This window comes from Streptomyces litchfieldiae (assembly GCF_031845365.1).
GTDB lineage: Bacteria > Actinomycetota > Actinomycetes > Streptomycetales > Streptomycetaceae > Streptomyces > Streptomyces litchfieldiae.
Window position 1 is genome coordinate 93,052 of record NZ_JAVREL010000010.1, and the last position, 19,532, is coordinate 112,583.

16 protein-coding genes are annotated in these 19,532 nt (G+C 74.5%); 7 read left to right on the top strand and 9 right to left on the bottom strand.

Annotated features, from left to right (window positions below):
• The first annotated feature begins 6 nt into the window (after positions 1–6).
• Together RM590_RS18205 and RM590_RS18210 are read left to right on the top strand one after the other, a co-directional pair.
• Positions 7–1,758 carry a lipopolysaccharide biosynthesis protein gene (locus RM590_RS18205; protein ID WP_311705661.1) on the top strand — a complete coding sequence of 584 codons (1,752 nt, stop codon included), beginning with the start codon at positions 7–9 and terminating at the stop codon, positions 1,756–1,758.
• Positions 1,755–3,002: an MATE family efflux transporter gene (locus RM590_RS18210; protein WP_311705662.1), complete on the top strand. Its 1,248-nt coding sequence runs from the start codon at positions 1,755–1,757 to the stop codon at positions 3,000–3,002. Before RM590_RS18205 ends, RM590_RS18210 begins: the two co-directional genes overlap by 4 nt.
• A gap of 9 nt (positions 3,003–3,011) precedes the next feature.
• Here RM590_RS18210 and RM590_RS18215 read toward each other — a convergent pair whose 3' ends face one another.
• Complete coding sequence (locus RM590_RS18215; RefSeq protein ID WP_311705663.1) at positions 3,012–3,686, bottom strand: M23 family metallopeptidase; 675 nt, start codon at positions 3,684–3,686, stop codon at positions 3,012–3,014.
• A 302-nt stretch (positions 3,687–3,988) separates the two neighbouring features.
• Here RM590_RS18215 and RM590_RS18220 point away from each other — a divergent pair, with 302 nt between their 5' ends.
• Positions 3,989–5,281 (top strand): hypothetical protein, encoded by a 1,293-nt coding sequence (locus RM590_RS18220; protein WP_311705664.1) that lies wholly within the window; start codon positions 3,989–3,991, stop codon positions 5,279–5,281.
• 8 nt (positions 5,282–5,289) lie between these two features.
• Entirely contained in the window at positions 5,290–5,859 is a 570-nt protein-coding gene (locus RM590_RS18225) for a HEAT repeat domain-containing protein (RefSeq protein ID WP_311705665.1), read from the top strand.
• Between the two features lie 163 nt (positions 5,860–6,022).
• Here the strand turns inward: RM590_RS18225 and RM590_RS18230 are convergent, their stop codons facing one another.
• From RM590_RS18230 to RM590_RS18250, 5 genes are all read right to left on the bottom strand, one after another.
• Positions 6,023–8,056 carry a serine protease gene (locus tag RM590_RS18230; RefSeq protein ID WP_311705666.1) on the bottom strand — a complete coding sequence of 678 codons (2,034 nt, stop codon included), beginning with the start codon at positions 8,054–8,056 and terminating at the stop codon, positions 6,023–6,025.
• Positions 8,057–8,177: 121 nt separating this feature from the next.
• Positions 8,178–9,620: a hypothetical protein gene (locus RM590_RS18235; RefSeq protein WP_311705667.1), complete on the bottom strand. Its 1,443-nt coding sequence runs from the start codon at positions 9,618–9,620 to the stop codon at positions 8,178–8,180.
• A gap of 54 nt (positions 9,621–9,674) precedes the next feature.
• A complete protein-coding gene (locus RM590_RS18240) occupies positions 9,675–10,679 on the bottom strand; it encodes a DUF1259 domain-containing protein (RefSeq protein ID WP_311705668.1) in 1,005 nt (334 codons plus the stop codon).
• A 99-nt stretch (positions 10,680–10,778) separates the two neighbouring features.
• Complete coding sequence (locus tag RM590_RS18245; RefSeq protein WP_311705669.1) at positions 10,779–12,035, bottom strand: MFS transporter; 1,257 nt, start codon at positions 12,033–12,035, stop codon at positions 10,779–10,781.
• Positions 12,032–13,132: a MerR family transcriptional regulator gene (locus tag RM590_RS18250; protein WP_311705670.1), complete on the bottom strand. Its 1,101-nt coding sequence runs from the start codon at positions 13,130–13,132 to the stop codon at positions 12,032–12,034. Before RM590_RS18250 ends, RM590_RS18245 begins: the two co-directional genes overlap by 4 nt.
• 384 nt (positions 13,133–13,516) lie before the next feature.
• Between RM590_RS18250 and RM590_RS18255 the strand changes: the two genes are divergently transcribed.
• Positions 13,517–14,341: an MOSC domain-containing protein gene (locus tag RM590_RS18255; protein WP_311705671.1), complete on the top strand. Its 825-nt coding sequence runs from the start codon at positions 13,517–13,519 to the stop codon at positions 14,339–14,341.
• Positions 14,342–14,366: 25 nt separating this feature from the next.
• Here the strand turns inward: RM590_RS18255 and RM590_RS18260 are convergent, their stop codons facing one another.
• From RM590_RS18260 to RM590_RS18270, 3 genes are read right to left on the bottom strand one after another with little or no spacing between them, the layout of a single operon-like run.
• Entirely contained in the window at positions 14,367–15,119 is a 753-nt protein-coding gene (locus tag RM590_RS18260) for an ABC transporter permease (RefSeq protein ID WP_311705672.1), read from the bottom strand.
• Positions 15,120–15,133: 14 nt separating this feature from the next.
• Positions 15,134–16,660: a DUF1349 domain-containing protein gene (locus RM590_RS18265; protein ID WP_311705673.1), complete on the bottom strand. Its 1,527-nt coding sequence runs from the start codon at positions 16,658–16,660 to the stop codon at positions 15,134–15,136.
• Complete coding sequence (locus RM590_RS18270) at positions 16,657–17,586, bottom strand: ABC transporter ATP-binding protein (RefSeq protein ID WP_311705674.1); 930 nt, start codon at positions 17,584–17,586, stop codon at positions 16,657–16,659. The genes RM590_RS18265 and RM590_RS18270 overlap by 4 nt, the downstream gene beginning before the upstream one ends.
• Before the next feature lie 101 nt (positions 17,587–17,687).
• On the opposite strand from RM590_RS18270, the gene RM590_RS18275 reads away from it, so the two are divergent.
• Both RM590_RS18275 and RM590_RS18280 read left to right on the top strand, forming a co-directional pair.
• Positions 17,688–18,836 (top strand): sensor histidine kinase, encoded by a 1,149-nt coding sequence (locus tag RM590_RS18275; protein ID WP_394813894.1) that lies wholly within the window; start codon positions 17,688–17,690, stop codon positions 18,834–18,836.
• Entirely contained in the window at positions 18,833–19,504 is a 672-nt protein-coding gene (locus tag RM590_RS18280; protein WP_311705676.1) for a response regulator transcription factor, read from the top strand. Before RM590_RS18275 ends, RM590_RS18280 begins: the two co-directional genes overlap by 4 nt.
• The last annotated feature ends 28 nt before the right edge of the window (positions 19,505–19,532 follow it).

Here is a 19,532-nt window from a genome sequence, read left to right on the forward strand (position 1 = left end):
GGGCGCATGAGCGCGGCTCGCGAGGACGTCCGCGGCGGGGGCCACCCCTACGACGAACCGGACCTGCTGCGCGACCAGTTCCGCCAGTTGCTGCGCTACCGGCTGCTGATCGTCTGCGGCATCGTGCTCGGCCTGGCGGGCGGCGGCTGGCTGGGCCTGACGGGCGGCGAGACGTACATCGCCACCAGCGAGGTCACCGTGCGCATGCCGACGGCCGACCCGTTCACCGCCACCCCCGTGGACCGCGTGGCCATGGGGTCCGAACGCCGCACCGCCGCCAGCGACCTCATCGCCGAACGGGCCGCCACCGAGCTGGGCATGCCCGGCCAGGCGCGCGCCCTCAAGAGCGGACTGACCGTCACCAACCCGCCGAACACCGAGGTGTTGCGCTTCGCCTACTCGGCCTCCGACCCGAACACCGCCGCCCTGCGCGCCAACGCGTTCGTCGACGCCTATCTGGCGAACCGGCGGGCGGACGCCGAGGAGACCATCGAGCACAACGTGGCCTCCCTCGAAGGGCAGCGAGGGCCGCTGCTGGAGCGCCGCGCGGAGCTGGAGGCCGAGCTGGACGCGCTGATCGAGGGCACCGCCGCCCACGAGAGCGCGGTGGCCGACCTGTCCACCGTCACCGGCCAGATCTCCGAGCTCAACGCGTCCATCTCCCGGTTCCTCGCGCTCGACACCACCGGCGGCCGGGTCATCACCGAGGCCCGGCCGCCCGGCAGCCCCGCCGGCCCCGGGCTACCGCTGCTGCTCGGCCTCGGCTATGTCGTCGGCATCGGGCTCGGGCTGCTCGCGGCCTGGGTGCGGCTGGTGTTCGACCCGACCGTGCGCTCCCCGGGCGACGTCACGCGCGCGTTGCGCGCGCCGGTGCTCGGCGTGCTGCCGCGCACCGGCCGGGACCACCCCGACCAGTTGCTGGCCGAGGGGCGGCTGGCCGAGGAGTACCGGTCCGTCGCGTTCCGGCTGGCCTACGACGAGACGTTCGCCCAGCGCCGCCGGCTGCTGGTGGTCGCCCCGCGCGGCAGCATAGAGACGCCGTTGGCCGCCTCGGTCAACCTGACCGCCGCGTTCGCCGAGATGGGGATGGACGCCCTGCTCGTCGAGGCCGACCTGCGCACGCCCAGCCTCGCCGAGCAGTTGCGGCAGGCCGACGGCGTGCGCCCCGGCTGGGCCCAGGCGCCCGATCGCTCGGGCGGCGGCTGGCCGGCCGGGCTGCGGGTGCCCATCGACGCGGGCGAGTCCGGCATCTTCGACCTGGTGCCCGGTCGCCGCGTGCGGAACGTGCCCCGGGCCCTCACCTCCCCGGCCACCACCCAGCTCATCGGCCACGCCGACGCCAAGGGCGCGGTCGTCGTCGTCCTGGCCCCGCCCGTCCTGTCCTACGCCGACGCCATCGCGCTGACCGACCGGGTGGACGGCGTGCTCGTCGTCTGCGACCCCGGCCAGGTCCGGCGCGACGACCTCGCCCGGGTACGGGAGTTGGTGGTCGGCGCGGGCGGCGTGCTGCTGGGCGCGGTGCTGCACTCCTGGGGCACCGGCCACGAGCCGGACCGGGGCGGCGAGCCGCACGATGGGTACGACGGCGACGAGGCGCCCGCGCGCCCGCGCATAGCGTCGGAGGGCACGCGGGAGCGCGAACGGGAACGGCGCGCCGCCCGCGCGGCGCAGGCCGACTACCGCGATGTCGGCTCCGAGACCCTGGGCCTGCGCGTGCTGGACCCGGCCGAGCTGGAAGACGGGTCCTCCCGGCAGTGAGCAGAAGCACCTCCGAGACACGCACCTCCGCGATACGCCCCACGGCGGCCGTCGCCTCCGTCGCCGACCAGGGCGTCGCCGCGTTCACGAACATAGCCGTCGTGGTCTGCGCCGCCCGCCAGTCCACCGCCGGGGACTTCGCCTCGTTCGCCGTCGTCTACACCGTCTTCACGCTGCTGCTCGGCCTCGCCGGCGCCTATGTGGGCCAGGCCCTGACGCTGCGTTCCGGCCCGGACGCCGAACTGCGCGGTCACTGCCGGGACTCGGCGCTGTTCACGCTGTCCGCCTCGGCCCTGGCCGGTGCCGCGCTGGCGCTGGCCACCTTCGCCCTCCCCGGCCCAACGGCCGCCGGGCTGGCGGCACTTGGGCTGGTACTGCCCGTGGTCCTCACTCAGGACGTGTTGCGCTACACGTTCGCGCTGCTGGGCCGCCCGCACCACGCGCTCGCCGCCGACCTGCTGCGCTGCGCCGTCACGCTGCCCGTGCTGGCCGCCCAGCCCTACGGCACCGGGCCCGGCCGTATGGTGCTGGTCTGGGGCCTGTCCGCGCTGCCCGCGCTGGCGCTGGCCGCGCTGCTGCTCGCCGCGCCGCTGCGGCGCGGGCCCGTCACCGCCCGGGGCCCGCGGTCCCTGCTGCGCCCGGGCCACCTCGGGCGCCGGTTCGCCGTCGAGTTCGGGGTGGGCAACGCGGCGTCCGGGGCCGCGATCGTCGGCCTCGGCCTGTTCGCCAACGCGCTGGCCGTGGGCGCCCTGCGCGGCGCCGCCACGCTCTTCGGCCCCATGAACGTGCTGTTCAACGCGGCCACCGGCTTCGGCCCGCCGCTGCTGCGCCGCCACTCCGGCCCGCACCGCCAGGCGCGCGCCGCCGCCGGGGTGGGCGGCGCGCTGGCCGTGCTCGCCGTCACGCTGGGCGTCGGGCTGTCCCTGCTGCCGGACGGCGCCGGGCGGGCGCTGCTGGGCGACACCTGGGAGGCGGCGATCGAGCTGCTGCCGGCCACCGGCAGCCAGTACGCCGCGATGGCGCTGGGCACCTGCGGCCTGCTGGTCCTGCGCGTCCTCAGCCCGCGCGCCACGCTGCCCATTCAAGTCGCGTTCTCCGCGCTGTCCGTGTGCTGCCTGCTGGGCGGCTACGCGGCGGGCGGCATCCTGGGCGCGGCCTGGGGCCTGTGCGCCGGCTCGGCGGCCAAGGCGACGGCGGTCTGGCTGCGCGTCGGCCTGGAACTGCGCACCGTGGTCCGGGTTTGAACTCCCGAGTCACCAGGTCGGCTTGGCGACGTTCCCGTAGAACCAGGAGCCGGTCTTGGACATCTCGAAGTGCAGATGAGGCCCGCTGGACTGCCCCGTGGAGCCGACCAGGCCGATCTGCTGCCCGGCGCGCACCGACTGGCCCGCCCGTACCTGGAGTTGGTTCAGATGGCAGTAGAGATAGATCCGGCCGTTGTCCGCCTTGAGGCCGATCCACTTGCCATAGGCGCCGCCATTTTTGTTCGCCCAGGCGATTTTCCCTTTCCGCACCGCGACCACCGGTGTGTTCGCGTCGGCCGCGTAATCGTCGCCGGTGTGCCGGGGCTTTCCGTCCGGCCGCCAGCGGTACCAGGGGCGTATGGAGTAGAAGGGAAACGACACCCCGCGCCCGGGCACCGGGGACGGCACCCGGCCGGTGACGGCGGGGGCCCGCGGGGTGACGCAGGTCACCGGAAATCCCTGGCTCCGCCCCAGCGCCGTCAGCGAGGCGCAGCCGGGATTCCCGTCGGCGTCCCGCCCGGTGAATCCCTGGGCGCGCTGCTCGGCGGCGTACGCCGCCTTCGTCTGCGGGCCGAAGTGGCCGGTGATCTCGTCAACGCGGTGGCCCCGGGCGACCAGGGCCCGCTGGACCGTGCGTATGTCGTTGTTCGTCCTGCCGAACTGCACGTTGGAAAGCGCGACCATATTCTTTCCTCGCGTCAGGCTTCATAGCGGAATCTTTTCCCCAGCATGACAGCGCCTCGTTCGGCCCACAATTCGAGTTGCGGATTCGGCCGGTCCGGCGCATGATGCGCCGCGTTTGTGCTCCGTCCGGGGGAGCGGCCGGGAAATCTCGCGCACCTGCCCATTCCCGGTGCGCTGCCGGGTCATCATCGGACGAGTAGCGTAATCATCTGTCCCGCATGGGGCCGCGTGCAGGGAAAGGAAGCACCGTGACGTGGCTTGGCTGGGAAAGTCGTGGGGGATTGCTGACGGAGGGGCCGGCCGTGACGTCCTGGACGCCCGGCCGGCTGGACGTTTTCGCGCGCGGCGCGGATTCGGGGCTGTGGCATCAATGGCATGACAACGGCTGGTCGGGGTGGCAGCCCCTGGGCGGTGTGCTCAGCTCGGCGCCGGCGGCGGCGACTTCGGGGCCCGGGCGGCTGCACGTGTTCGCCCGGGGCGCGGACTCCGGGTTGTGGCATCAGGGTTTTGACGGTACGGCGTGGTCGGGCTGGGAGAGCCTGGGCGGGGCGCTGACCTCCGCCCCGGCGGCGGCCAGTTCGGGATCCGGGCGGCTGCACGTGTTCGCCCGGGGCCTGGATTCCGCGTTGTGGCATCGGTCGTTCGACGGTACGGCGTGGTCGGGCTGGGAGAGCCTGGGCGGGGCGCTGACTTCGGCGCCGGCAGTGGCCAGTTGGGGGCCGGGGCGGTTGGACGTCTTCGCCGCCGGGCTGGATTCGGCGTTGTGGCATCGGTCGTTCGACGGCGCGTCGTGGTCGGGCTGGGAGGGGCTGGGCGGGGCGTTGACTTCGGCGCCGGCGGTGGCGAGTTGGGGCCTGGGCCGTTTGGATGTCTTCGCCGCCGGGCTGGACTCGGCGCTGTGGCACCGGACGTTCGAGGGCGGCTGGGGCGGCTGGGAGAGCCTCGGCGGGCTGCTCACCAGCGGCCCGGCGGCGGCCTCCTGGGGCCGGGACCGGATCGACGTCTTCGCCACCGGCACCGACTCCGCGCTGTGGCACCGCTGGTGGGTGGCCGCCCCCGCGCCCGAGCCGACGCCGCCCGCGGCGATGCCCACCGTGCGCGTGCACGCCAAGATCCTCACCGCGCCGGACGTCGCCGTCACCGACGCCATCGCCCGGATGCGGGAGGTGTACGCCACCGTCGGCATCGCCGTCGAACTGGCCTCCACCGAACGCCTCGACCTGCCCACCCTCAACGACGTGGACGTCGGCGACTGCATTCGCGGGCAAACGACCGCCGAGCAGGGCGAGTTGTTCGCCCACCGCTCGGGGGCGGGCCCGAACGACGTGGTCGTCTACTTCGTCCGTTCCACGGTCCCGCCGTACAACGGCTGCGCCACCTTCCCGGCCGGCCGGCCCGGCGCGGTCGTCGCCCGGGGGGCCACCCAGTGGACGCTGGGCCACGAGGTGGGCCACGTCCTGGGCCTCGGGCACGTCGGCAGCCGGGACAGCCTGATGACCGGCGGCGGCACGTCGAACATCACCAACCCGCCGCCCGACCTCTCGCCGGGTGAGGGACAGACCATGCTCAGCAGTCCATTCAGCCAGGAGGTGTAGGAGCCGCCATGAGCGAAGTAACAATGCAGGACGTGCGCCGCGTGCTCGAACCGGAGGAGCCCGACTACGCGGCCATGGCGCGGCTCGGTTCCGGCAGCCTGCCGCACCTGCGGGATCTCGTCCAGGGGCCCGACCCGATGCTCGCGTCCAAGGCCGCCTATGCCGCGGGCCTGTTGGAGGGCGACCAGGGGCACGATGTCATCACCATCGCCGCGCTCAGCGAGGACCCGATCGTCCGGGTCGCGGCGGCCGGCGCGGCGATCAACCTGCCGGTCGAGACGGCGGCCGACATCCTCAGCGGGCTGGCCGCCGACACGGACCCGGGCGTGCGCAAGGTGGCGCTCACCTCGCTGCCGCCGGACGCTCCCGAGGACGTGGTGGACCGGCTGTCGGAAACGGCCGCCGAGGCGGCGGAGGAGATGCCGCCCGGCGTCCCGCCGCCACCCCCGCCGCCGGTCTCCGACGGGACCGGCTACGGCACCATGCCCGGCGAGTCGGCCGACACCGGGGCCGCCGGACGCATGCCGGGCGAGGGCCGCTCGGCGGCGCCGGGCCGGATGCCCGGCGAGAGCGGCTGACGCCGGGCGGCGCCGAGGGGCCGCCCGCGGCCCGGGAGGTGTCCCTGCTGGATCGGGCGAGTGCGTCTCCCGGACGTCGTCCGGGAGGCACCCGCAGGGGCCCCACGCGCGCAGGAGGGCCCAGCGATCGGGACGGCCGGATGCCCTCGGAAGACAGGCCGGCTCAGTGGTCCGGGCGGCGGCCGATCACCTCGGCGGCCTGCCGGTGTGACAGGTACTCGCGGATGCTGTGCGCGCGCTCCCGTGCGTTGCTCACCGCGAGGTCGGTCAGCTCGCCGTGCCAGTCGTCGGCCAGCGGGCACCCGATGGTGACCGCGTCGGCCGGGCACCAGACGTTGACCCACTGGCCGACGCGTTCCGGGCGCCGGGGGCCGCCGCTGAAGAGCCGGTCGTGGACGCTGTCCATGCCCAGCGGGCTGCCGGCCGTGACCAGCAGGGACACCTCGAGCCCTGGCGGCAGCCGGGAGATCACGTCCATCGCCACCACCGTGCCCAGGCTGTGGGCCACCAGCACGACCTCGCCGGAGTCCGGCATGTCGCGCAGGACCGCTTCGACGACCGCCTCCCGCACCCGCCGTTCGTCGAGGTAGGCGGCGACATCCCGGAAGATCGCCGCGATGAGCCACTGGTCCAGGTCCGTCCGGGCGGCCAGCCAGCTCAACTGCCGCTGGAGCCGGCCGACCACGCCCGACCAGAGGGCCCCCTCGACGGCCACCGTCTCGGCGGGCGGCATCCCCGTCCGGCGCGCCGCCTCGTCGATCAGTTCCTCGTAGATCCGCCGCGTGGACGGGCTCTCCGGCTCGAAGATCCGGGCCGGTTCGCCGGTCAGCCGCTCGCCCGGGCGGGGCAGGCGCTCCTGCGGCTTCATCGCGTCGATCAGGGTTTTCGCGTAGAACGGCATCCACACGTCCGCCGGGTCGACCGGGCGCAGACCGGCCTCGGTCAGGCCGTAGTTGAGCGCTGCGGCCCACTTGCGCCGCAGCGGTTCCGGCTCTTCCTCCTGCTGGTCACGGCCGTGCAGGAAGACCAGGTGCCGCCCCCCGCCGAGCGCGGCGCGGCGCGCCCGGGCCTCGGTGACCCCGAGGAGTACCGCGTGGTCCGCGGCTGGCGGGGCCGGTGGTGCCGGTGGTGCCGTTCCCGCCGGGCGCGGCCCCGCGCCCGGCGCCAGCCCGGACTCCGGGCCCAGCTCCGCCAGGAACGCCCCGCGTCCGCCGTCCAGAGATACGGTCGCCAGGTGCCCGAGGATCGTGCTGACGCGCACGCCCTCGTTGGAGGCCCAGTCGATGGCGTTCTCGCCGTCCCCCGGCTCCCACGGCGCGCCGTCGCGGCGCAGGACGCGGCCCTCCGGGTCGGTGCGCGGCACCCCGCTGTGGTGGAGGGCGACGACCTCCCACTGATCGTTGAACACGGGCGACCCGGAACTGCCCGGTTCCGTGTCGGTGCTGTAGTGCAGGAAGTCGTCCAGCCGGACCTGGAGGGCGTTGTGCCGGACGGCGATCTCCTTGAGGCGGCCCATGGGGTGCCCGACGATGTTGACCGGCTCGTCGATGACGAGCTTGCCGAGCTGGGCGCTGAGCCGGTTCCAGCCGAACGTCTCGCCCGGCGGCCGGCCGTCGTCGCCGGGGCGGACCGGCACCAGGGCGTAATCCAGCGGTTCATGGGACGTGAAGAACGCGTCGGGGTCCAGTTCAAGCCGGGTGGCGACGCCGGGCGTGTTGTCGATGGTGACCTGCGCGTCGAACTCCACGAAGCACTGGCGCGCGGCCTCCTCGTCCGGCAGCACGTGGTGGTTGGTGAGCAGCAGGCTCGGGGAGACCAGGAAGCCGGTTCCCACCGGCAGTTCACGCCCCCGCTCGCGCATCGAGAGGCGACCGACGGTCCGGGCCGCCCGCGCCCCGCGCGGCAGGAAGCTCCACGCCTGCAACTGCCGCGAGACCCCGATGATGCGTTCGAACGCGGCCCGCTCCACCAGCGGCTCCCGGTGGATGCTGGCCACCGCCGCGGCGGCCGGCACGCCGTGCCGTTCGATGAGGCGGGTGGCCCGGGCCGCGATCGCCTCGCCGCTGTCGGGGAACGCGGCGCCGTCCCGCCGCCGCCGCTCGATCGTCGCGCGCTCGGGGTCGCTGTCGCGGTAGCGCCGTCCCGCCGCCACGAGGTGGCGCTCGTGCTCCGTCCGTATCCGCTCGCCGGTGATCATCTTCGGCCGCCCTTCCTCCGCGCCTCATTCCCATGGAAGGACAGCGGGCGCCCGCTGTCGTGCGGGGTGGCGCGATGGAGTGCCGCCCCCCCGGCACGCCCGGGAACGGACCGGGCCCGGCTCAGCGAAGCTGCGCCCGCGGATTGTCGCGCAGAGTGGTCACCAGCAGGAGGCACAGCACCGCGATGCCGATGCGGCCCGACGCCTGGAGCAGCGAGCCGCGCAGCAGGATGAAGCTGTAGCCGGCCAGAACCGGAACGACCACCGCCAGCACGTTCCCGGGGGAGGGGTCGTCCACCGTGCGCTGCACATATCTCCGGTCGGTGCGCCCGGCGGCGTAGCCCACGCCCACAAACGCCACGGTCATGCCCAACGCGCCGAAGTCCAGCCACAGTTCGGCCCACAGGGGCGAGGAGAGGTTGGCGCTGCTGGTGCCCATCCAGCCGCCCACCAGGAAGCCGGTGTCCTGCGGCTTGCCCTCCCACATGCTGCGCGGCACGAAGAACAGCGCGGCGCCCGCGATCTGTTGGCCGTAGGTGTGGTTGTTGCCGTCCGCCTCGAACGTGATCGTGTTGGCGAACATGTTGACCTGGTCGTAGTCCTTGACCACCAGTGGTTCAAGCAGCGAGTCGGTCTCCACCGGCCGCCGCCCGTCCTCGTCGTACCGGAAGCGGTCGGTGAACGGGAAGACCAGCAGCGCTATCACCACGCCCAGCGCCAGCGCGGCCCGGTACATCACCGGGCTGCGCGGGAAGACGGTGAACAGCAGCGCGAACAGCACCGTGAGGAACCAGTAACGTGGGTTGGAGATCGGGTTGTTGACGATGGTGTTGACCACCAGCAGCCCGGCCCACGGCAGCAGCACCGCCGACCGGCGGCGGGCCGAGCGCGAGGTCACCAGCCAGCGGGTCAGGAACAGCAGCGCCAGCATGGCCGGCACCGTGCCGAAGCCGCGCAGCAGCGCGTTGCCCGCCTCGCCGCCGGACTCGCTCGCGCCCGCGCCGGTGGCCTCGTCCAGGGTGGTGCTGATCTCCTGGCGGCTGGTGAAGAACACGGCGGGGCCGCCGAGTTGGACGATGAGCAGCGCGCTGGCCGCGTAGGCGAGGGCGACCAGCAGATACAGCCGTTGCCGGTGCACGGTGGCCGCCGGGCGGCGCCGGGTGCGAAGCGACGGCCGGTGCCGGGCCAGCAGCGCGCCCAGGTCGAACGCGGCCATCCCGCACAGCACCAGGGCCGTCGCCAGCTCGGTGTCCCCGCGCGGCCCGAGCACGGGCGTCGGATCGCGGCCCAGGACGCTCTGCGCCAGCGGCGCGATGCCCATGGCCAGATAGCTGAACAGCCAGAACGCGCCCTGCACCAGCCGCCGCCGCCCCGACAGCACCATGGCGCACAGCCGGACGCCCGCGTAGCAGGCGACGACCAGTTGCAGCCAGTAGGTGGTGTCCCGCAGCCCCTCGCCGGGCTGCGCGGCGACGGCCAGCGGCAGTATCCCGACGACACCGCCGATGAGCGGCACGGACAACGGCCGGGACAGCACCGCCCTGCTGGGCACCTGCAACGCCATCCCGCGCCCCCTGCCCTTACCGCCCACCCACGGATTGGATGCGTCAGTCTACGGTCACCCGGGCGGCACGACGTTGGTGACGTCCACGGCCGGGCGCAGTGCCCGGGCCAGTTCCACGCCGTCGCCCACCGCCCACAAGTGCACGAAGAACAGCCGGGGTTCCTCGCGCAGCATGTGGTTGTGCAGCGTGACCACGCCGATCCGGTTGCGGCTCAGGAGCGTCAGCACGTCCTGCACCTCGCCGGCCGTCATCGCGAAGTCGCCGTTGAGCGCGGCCCGGCCGCCGCCCAGCGGCTGGAAGTTGAACGCGGTGGTGGCGCCCAGGCCGCGCGGCAGCTCCAGTCCGGCCTCGACGACGGTCTCCCGCCGGAGGAAGACGATCTTGAAGACGCCGCCGTCGATGGTGCCCGGGGAGCCCAGCGCCTCCTCCATTCCGGCCGTGTCCAGGTCGATGCCCCTGGCCGGCGGCGGCTCCGGCGGGGGCGGCGTGCCCGTGCGGTCGATCGCCGCCCGGATCCCGGTGGCCAGCGCCACCGGGTCGGCCCCGTGCCCGTGGATGTGGGTCCACCACAGGGCGGGGCGCTGCGAGAGCAGGTGCTTGTGGATGGCGGTCTGCCCGATGTGGTGCTCCTGGAGGGCGGCGGTGACCGCCTGCAACTCGTTCTCGGTGACGGTCAGATCGCCCATCGCCATCGTGCTGCCGTCGGCGTAGCGCACGAACGCCACATACGACCCGACGGCCAGCGCGGGCGAGATGGCGATGCCCTCGGAGACCACTCGCAGATCGTGGCGGAGGAACGGCGTGCGGTAGATCAGCCCGCGCAGCATGCTGCCGGGCCGGCCCAGCGCGGCCCCGACGTCCGCCCAGTCGCTCGGGTCGGTGATCACGGGCCGGACCGGCTCACCGCCGCCCGCCCGGGGCGCGGCGGCGTGCGCGGCCCCCGCCCCCGCGACCGTTCCCGCGCCCGCCAGCGCCGGCGCGAGAACGGCCGCCGCCAGGAGATTCCGCCGCGCCGGGGCCGTGGGCGCCCGGAGCGCGCTCTCATGCTTCTCATTCATGCTTTTCATAGCACCACCCCGACCCGGCCCCGCCCGGTCGTCGCCCGCTCTCGGCGAGCCGTTCGCCTCACAAGCACCTGTGCGGAACGGGGCGTTGGGTTAGGCCCTGTACCGCCGCAGCTCGGGCGCGGCCCAAGCGATGGCCGCCACGGTCACGGCGGTGAGCAGCCCTCCGGCGCAGATCACCGCGCGCGGCCCGAGGAGCGGCGCGGCGGCGCCGTGCAGCAGGTTCCCGATCTGGGGCCCGCCCAGCAGCACGACGGTGAGCGATCCCTGGATCCGGCCGCGCATCCGGTCGTCGGTATGCGCCTGCGCGATGGCGTTGCGGAAAGTGCTCAGCAGAAAGTTGGCCGCGCCGCCCAGGACCAGCGCCGCCAGCGCGAGCCAGAGCTGTGCGGCCAGTCCGAGGACCACGACGGTGAGACCCCACGCGCCGGCCGCCGCCGCCATCAGGGCGCCGTGGCGGCGGGCCCGGGTGAACGCGCCCGACAGCAGCCCGGCCGCGACGACCCCGGCCGGGTAGGCGGCGTACAGCAGCCCCAACTCCCGCCCGCCGACCGCCGGTCCGCCGTACGTGTGGTGGGCCAGCTCCGGGAACAGCGCCACCGGCATGCCGAACACCATCGCCGCGAGGTCCACCGCCAGCACCGCCACCAGCAGCCGACGGCCCGCCAGATACCGGAACCCCGCCAGCAGTTGGCCGACCGTCGAGGAACGGGCCGGGTGCGCGCCGGCCCGGGGCGGCAGCGGCGGCAGCCTCGCGACCGCCCAGACGACGGCCAGCAGCGCGACCGTGTCGCACAGATACAGCGTGCCGAACCCGACGAACGGGATCAGGACACCGGCCAGCACCGGCCCCAGGATGGCCCCGGCGTAACGGACCAGGTGGCTCAGGCTGTTGGCCGCCGGAAGGAGCTCGGCCGGGACGAGCCGGGGCACCACGGCGCCCAGCGTGGTCATGATCGCCCCGAAGGTGAGCCCCTGGCAGGCCACCAGCAGCATCAGCACGGGTATGGACCGCCCGCCCAGCGACGCGTGGACCCACAGCGCCGCGTACGTCAGCGCGAGGCCGCAGTGGGCGGCCAGCAACACCCCACGCCGGTCCCGGACATCGGCCAGCGCACCGGTCCACAGCGCCGCCACCACCAGGGCGGCGAACGACACCACCGCCGAGGCGCCCACGGCCGACGACGACCCGGTCACCGCGAACAACTGCGTCGGCACGGCGACCACGCTGAACGAACCGCCCAGCGCGCAGACCGCCGAGGCCGTCCACAGCCGCCGGAACGTCGCGATGCCCAGCGGGCGCCGGTCGATCCCGCGAACCCCCCGGGACCGAACCCCCGACGCGCTCACCGCCCCGCGGCGGCCGGCGCGTCCAGCCCCACCACGTCGGCCACCACACAGGCGATGTTGTCGGGAGCGCCGGCGGCGTACGCCCGCGCGACCAGTTCGTCGAGCACCTCCCGCGGGCCGCCCGGGCCGGTCAGCACCTCGCACAGCGCCCCGGCCGGTACGACGGCGGACAGCCCGTCGGAGCACAGGACATAACGGTCGCCGGCCTCGGCGCGGTGCAGCGACAGGTCCGGCGTGGCCCCGCCCGTCCCGGTCAACGCGCTGACCAGCAGCGACCGTTGCGGATGCGAGGCGGCCTCCTCCGGGGTCAGCCGGCCCTCGTCCACCAGCGACTGCACATAGGTGTGGTCATGGGTGATCTGGCACGGCTCACCGTCCCGCATGAGGTAGGCCCGGGTGTCCCCGATGTGCGCCAGCGCCAGTTGGGAGCCCGACCGCAGCAGCGCCGTCAGCGTGGTGCCGGGACCGCCTCGCCCGCTGGACGCGGCGATCTCCCCGATCGCCCGGTCGGCCGCCGCCACCGCGTCGGCCAGCGCGCCGAGCAGATCGTCGGCGGGCACGGCCAGCGCCTCCAGCGGCTTGAGCGCGTCGATGGCCGCCGCGCTGGCGAGATCCCCGCCGGGGCCGCGTATCCCGTCGGCCACGGCGAGCAGCCGGGGGCCGGCGTACGCGCTGTCCTCGTTGCTCGTGCGCACCAGCCCCAGTTCGGACCGGGCGGCGTAACGGATGCCCAGCGTGGACGGTGGCTCTTCCACGGAACTGCCCCTTCCCGTCAGGTAGTCGACGAGAAAGGTGGCCAACTGGCCACGGGCGGCGGTCTCGGCCAGCACCTGCTCCCAGTAGCCGGCGACCGCCTCGGCCGCCGCCGGCGGCGGCAGATCGCACACCTGCCGAACGCGCGCCAGCGGCATGCCGAGCCGCCGCAGCCAGGCGATCAGCCGGGCCCGCTCCAACTGCGCCGGATCATAGAACCGGTAGCCCGACTCATCGTCCACCGCGGCGGGCCGCAGCAGTCCGAGTTGGTCGTAGAGCCGCAGCGCCTTGGAGGACAGCCGTGCGGCCCGGGCGAACGCCCCGATCGTCAGCAACCGCCGCATCGCACCCCTCTCGTCCCGGCCTCCCCGGCCGGCACCGCCGATGCTGCGGCTTCCCCCAGGGGAAAGGTCAATGGGCCGCCGTGCACCCCACCCGGGCCCAGGTCGCGCGCCCGGGCCCGGAGAGTGGAAGGCGGTTCGGCACGGCGTACCGCCGGCCGGCGATGTTCAACATCACCCTGCGAATCAGCCACCGCTGACTGGCACGGCGCATCGCTAGTCCCGCCTCCCGGGCACGCGCGGTCACAGCCTTTACCGCCGGATTCGTGGTTGGCATGTGGACCTCCCGTTGTCCCTTCCATTGTCCCCGCGTCCTCGCCCCGCGGACGCTCTGTGACGGTTCCGTAGCGGAACCGGGGCGGAACGCGGGCGGTTACCGTGGACGGCATGGCGAAGATCAAGGAGTTGTACTCCTACCCTGTGAAGGGCTGTGCCGGCATGGCGCTCGGCACGGCGCTCATGACGGCGGCCGGGCTCGCGTACGACCGCGCGTTCATGGTCGTCGACGCCGAGGGCACCTTCCGCAGTCAACGCCGCGACCCCCGGCTGGCGTTGATCCGCCCCGAGATCGACGCGGGCGGCGAGCTGCTGACCCTGCGCGGGCCGGACGCGGCCGGGGCCGTGGACGTGCCGGTGGTGGTGGACGACGAGCGGCGGGACCTCCGGCTGTTCGGGAAGCCGTTCACCGGCATCGACCAGGGGGAGGACGCCGCCGCCTGGCTCACCGCGCTGCTCGGTGCGCCCAGCCGCCTGGTCGGGGTGCCGCCGGACCACGCCCGGGTCACCGACGGCGAGACGCCCGGCACCTGCGGGTACGCCGACAGCGGCGCCCTGCACCTCACCACCACGGCCAGCCTTGACCACTTGAACGAGCGCATTACAGCGGCTGGCCGGGCGCCCGTGCCGATGGCCCGTTTCCGTCCCAACGTCGTGGCGGCCGGCCCCGGGCTGGAGGAGCCGCACGCCGAGGACCGGCTGCGCCGTCTCACCGTCGGCGCCGCCGAACTCGCCTACGCCAAGCCCGCGATTCGCTGCGCCGTGACCCTGGTCGATCAGGAGAGCGGCGACCGGGCGGGCCCCGAGCCGCTGCGCACCCTCGCCACCTACCGCCGCCACCCCGGCGGCGGGGTCGCGTTCGGCGTGAAGTTCTCCGTGCCGCGCGGCGGAAAGCTGTCGGTCGGGGACGAGTTGACGGTCACGGCCCGGGCCTGAGGCGCCTGGGCTTGAAGGGGCGCGTTCAGGCGTCCCGCAGCCTCAGCATCGTGCCGCCCGCCAGCAGCGCCCCCGCCGCCCAGACGCCGACCACGCCCAGCCCCGCCCAGGGCCCGATCGGCAGCCGGTCCAGCTCGATCGTCGACTGGATGGCGAAGCCGGCCGTCGCGGGCGCCACGCGCTGCGCGGTCTCCTGCCAGTCCGGGTCGGCCAGCAGCCCGGCCAGCAGCGGGAACGCGTAGAACAGCACCAGCACCGCCGTCGTTGCCGTCGCCGTGTCGCGCAGCGCGGCGGCGGCGCCCAGCCCGATCAGCGCGGCCAGCGCGAGATACAGCACCGTGCCGCCCGCCGCCCGCAGCAGGGACTCGTCGCCGAGCGCCGGTACCGGGAACCCCTCGGCGGTCAGCAGCGCCCGGCCGGCCAGCAGCGAACCGGCCACGCCCGCCGCCCCGGTCGCCACCGTCAGCCCGCACACCACCAGCGCCTTGGCGGCCAGCACCCGCGTCCGGCCCGGCTCCGCCCGCAGCGTCGTGCCGATGGTGCCCGCGCCGTACTCGCCGCTCATCGACAGCACCGCCAGCACGAGGACGGCGCCCTGCCCGGCCCACACCCCGGTGAGGCTGAGCTTCACGGTGTCCTCGTCGCAGTGGGCGGGCGCGGGGCAGTCCCCGGCGGACAGGGACGCGGCCGTGGCCACGCCCACCGCGACCGTCGTGCCCACCAGGGCCAGCAGCAGCCACCACGTGCTCGGCAGTGTGCGGAGTTTGGTCCACTCCATGCGCACCGCGCCCCTCACGCGTCCCGCCTCCGCACCCGCCACACGGCGATCGCCAGGACGGCGGCGGCATACGCGGCCAGCGTCAGCAGGCCGGTCGCGGGCCCCTGCGGGTAGCAGCCCTCCTCCGGCAGGCACAGGCCGGCCACGTGGCCGTAGCGCGGCACCGTCTGCTGAACGGCGAACCCGGCGATAGGTGTGGCCTGTTGCAGCCACCGCGACAGGTCCAGCGGCAGCGAGCCGATCAGGATCAGCGGCAGCACCAGCACCACCACGACCGTGGTGATCGCCGCCGCCGTGCCGCGCATCAGCGCGCCCAGGCCCAGCGCGAGCACGGCGATCAGCGCGAGGACGGCGGCGGTGCCGATCACGGCCCGCAGCACGGGCCCGTCGCTCAGCGAGATCTCGGGGAAGACGGGCGGCCGGTGCCCGTTGTCCCGCAGCACGGGCAGGGTGAGCAGGAACGAGCCGAAGGACGCGACGAGTCCGGCGCCGAACGCGACCGTGCCGATCACCAGTGCCTTGGCGGCCAGCACCCGGCCCCGGCGCGGGCTGACCGCGAACGTGGTGCGGATTATGCCGCGCCGGTACTCCGCGGTGATGAACAGCACGCCGAGCGCGGCGATCAGCACCAGGCCGAGCTGGCTGCCGGTGAGCGCCATCGACGCCAGGTCGTTGATTCCGGAGGCGGGTCCGATGTCGCCCGAGCCGGTGAGCGTGAACGTGCCCCCGGACTCCTCGGCCTCGCCCGCCTCGGCCGGTGGCGCGCCGGGCCCCGCGTCCGGTCGCGCGCCGATGTCGGTCCTCACCCAGTCTCCTTGCGCGGCCCCGTCGAGGGCCACCTCGTCGAAGACACCGGTGGAGCGGGACGAGCTGATGGACACCGACACGTTGCCGAACTCCCGCTCCATGGAGTGGATCTCGGGCGAGGCGACGAACATCCCGACCGCGACGGGGCCCTCCTCGGTGAGGCCCACCGTGCCGACTTGCTGCCAGTCCTGTCCGTCGGCCGACTCCTCGGCGGTGATGGTGCCGCCCTCGCGCGTCAGCCGCAGCCAGCGCGGGGTGCCGGCGGGCGTGTCGCTCCCGGCCATGTCCCGCGCGTACTCGCTCTGGAGCCGCACCCCGTGCTCGGCGGTGAGCATCAACGCCGCGTAGGGCGCACCCTGTTCGGTGCTCTCCCGCATGAGCAGCCCCGCCTTGGCCCACTCGGGCGCCTGCTCGGGCCCGGCACCGAAGGGCCCGGTCACCCGGGCCGTGACGCTGCCGTCCCCGGCCAGCTCGCGGTGCACGAAGAGGGCGCTGTCGTGGATCTGCTGGCCCTCCGGCCCAGTCGGCGCGGGCGGCCCGCCCCCTCTCGTCTGCACGCTCGAACTCGACGCGGAGAACAGGGAGATCAGCACGGTCACCGCGACGGCGGCGGCCAGCGTCAGCCACCAGCGGCGCACGGTGCGCAGCTTGGTCCACTCCGCGTGCACCAGCGGCAGGAACCCGTCCCGCCCTCCGGTGACCGTGGCCGCCCGGGGCGGCGTGAGCGTGGTCACTGCTCCCCCTCCCCGGCGGACTCGGCGGCGAACTCCACGGCGTCCCGGGTCAGTTCCATGTACGCCTCCTCCAGCGTCGCCCGGTGCGCCGCCACCCCCGAGAACGCCACCCCCGCGCCGCCCAGCAGCGCGGTGACGCGTTCCGCCGCCAGCTTCGACACGGTCAGCGTGTCGCGTCCGGTGGCGGCCACGGTCGCCCCGGCGTCCGCGAGGACCGTCATCGCCCGGGTGCGGTCGCTGGTGCGCACCTCCACCCGGTCCCCGGACGCGGCGGCCAGCAGCTCGGCGACGCCCGTGTCGGCGATCACCCGGCCTCGCCCGATCACGATCAAGTGATCGGCGGTGTCCTCCAGTTCGCTCATCAGATGGCTGGAGACGAGCACCGCCCGGCCCTCGGCGGCCAGCCTTTTCAGGAAGCCCCGGATCCAGCGGATGCCCTCCGGGTCGAGGCCGTTGACCGGCTCGTCGAAGAGCAGTACCGGCGGGTCCCCGAGCAACGCGGCGGCGATGCCCAGCCGTTGGCGCATGCCCAGCGAGTAGCCGCCCGCCCGGCGCCGGGCCGCCTGGCTCAGCCCGACCTGTTCCAGCACCTCGTCCACGCGCCGCGCGGGCAGCCGGTGGGAGTGCGCCATCCACAACAGATGGTCGCGCCCGCGCCGGCTGGGGTGCACGGCCGCCACGTCCAGCAGCGCCCCCACCTCGCACAGCGGGGCGCGCAGCGCCCGGTACGGCCGCCCGCCGATCAGCGCGGTGCCCTCGTCCGCCGCGTCCAGGCCCAGCACGATGCGCATGGTCGTGGACTTGCCCGCGCCGTTGGGGCCCACGAAGCCGGTGACCTGCCCCGGCGGCACCGTGAAGGACAGCCCGTCCACGGCCGTGACCGCGCCGAACCGCTTGCGCAGTCCGCGCACTTCGATGTCATTCATGGCAGCGAGGCTAGGGACGGCCCCCGGCCGGGTCGTCACGCCGGGGAGCGCTCTTCGTATCCCTCGCGTGAGGGACTTCACCGGGACCGCCGCAGGTCAGAATGGCCCGTGTGAGGGTGAGGACGACCTGGCGCCGGCCGGAGACACCGGTGGTGGCCGCCGCGCTGCTGGCGCTGCTCGCGGCGGGCGAGGTGCTGCTGCGCGCGGACGGCGATGTGCGCCTGCCGCTGGCGCTGTCGCTCGCCCTCGGCTCGACGGCGCCTGTCGCGCTGGGCGGGCCGCCCGCCCTGTCCGCGCTGATCGCCACCGCCGCGGGCATGCTCGCGCTCGCCCCGTTCCACGTGCTGACCGCGGCCGGGCTGGCCGGCGTCGTCGGCTGCCTCTACCGGGCCGGCCGCCACGGCCCCCGGGTGCCTGCCGCCCTGCTGCCGCTGCCCTTCGTGGCCTACGCGATCAGCGCCCCGGGCGGCTCCGACGCCCCGGCCCGTTTCCACGCCGTCCTGGTCGCCGCCTGCGCCGCCGCCGCGGCCGGCACCGGCCTCGCCCGCCGGGCCCGGGAGACCGCGCTCGCGCACAGCGCCACCGAGCGGGCCATCGCCGACACCCTGCTGGAGCACGCGGCGCGCGGCGAACGGGCGCGGATCGCACGGGAGTTGCACGACGTCGTCGCCCACCACATCTCGATGATCGCCGTCCAGGCCGAGACCGCCCGGCTGACCACGCCCGGCCTGCCCGACGCCGGAGCGCAACGGCTCCTGGCGATCGGCGACACCGCCCGCGCCGCGCTCACCGAGATGCGCCGCCTGCTCGGCGTGCTCCGCGAGGACGCGGGCGGGGCGGCCAGGCCCGAACGCCGCCCGCAACCCGGCCTGGAACAGCTCGGCGAGCTCGTCGACGAGGCCCGCGACGCCTCCTCCGCCACCACCCGTCTCATCGTCGAGGGCCGGGTCCGTCCGCTGGGCCCGGGCGTCGAACTCACCGCCTACCGCATCGTCCAGGAAGCCCTCACCAACGCCCGCCGGCACGCCCCCGGCGCGGCGGTCGACGTCGAACTCCACTACGCCGACGACGCGTTGCGCCTGCGCGTCCGGGACAACGGCCCCAGTGGCGGCGACATGAACGGCGCCGGTCATGGGCTGCTGGGCATGCGCGAGCGGGCCGCGATGGTCGGCGGCTCGCTCCGCGCGGGCCCGGCCCGGCGCGGGGGGTTCCTCATCGAGGCCACGCTCCCGGCGGGGGAGGACCCGTGACGACACCCCTGCGCCTGGTCATCGCCGACGATCACGAGGTGGTTCGCGCCGGATACGCCGGACTCCTCGCCACCCAGGCCGACTTCACGGTCGTCGGCACGGCTGCCGACGGCGCCGAGGCCGTCCGCGTCTGCCGCCAACTGCGCCCCGATCTGGTGCTGATGGACATCCGCATGCCGGTCATGGACGGCATCGAGGCGACGGCGCGGCTGGCGGGGACGGGCATCCGCGTCCTCGTGCTCACGACCTTCGACCTGGACGAGCACGTCTACGACGCGCTGGGCGCGGGCGCCGCGGGGTTCCTCCTCAAGGACGTCACGGCGGAACGCCTCTTCGACGCCGTCCGCGTCGTGGCCGCTGGTGAGGGGCTGTTGGCGCCGACCGTGACCCGGCGGCTGATCGCGGAGTTCGCCCGGATCCGGCCCGGAAAGCGGTCCTCCCGGCCCGCCGTCCGCCTGGACGCGCTGACCCCCCGCGAGACCGAGGTGCTGCGGCTCATCGCGGAGGGCCTGTCCAACCCGGAGATCGCCGGGCGTCTGCACGTCAGCGAGGAGACGGTGAAGACCCATGTAAGCCGGATTCTCGCCAAGTTGGGGCTGCGCGACCGCACCCAGGCCGTCGTCGCCGCCTATGAGTCGGGACTGGTGGTGCCCGGGGCGGGGGCCTGACCCCCGCCCCGGGCACCGGGGGGTGACG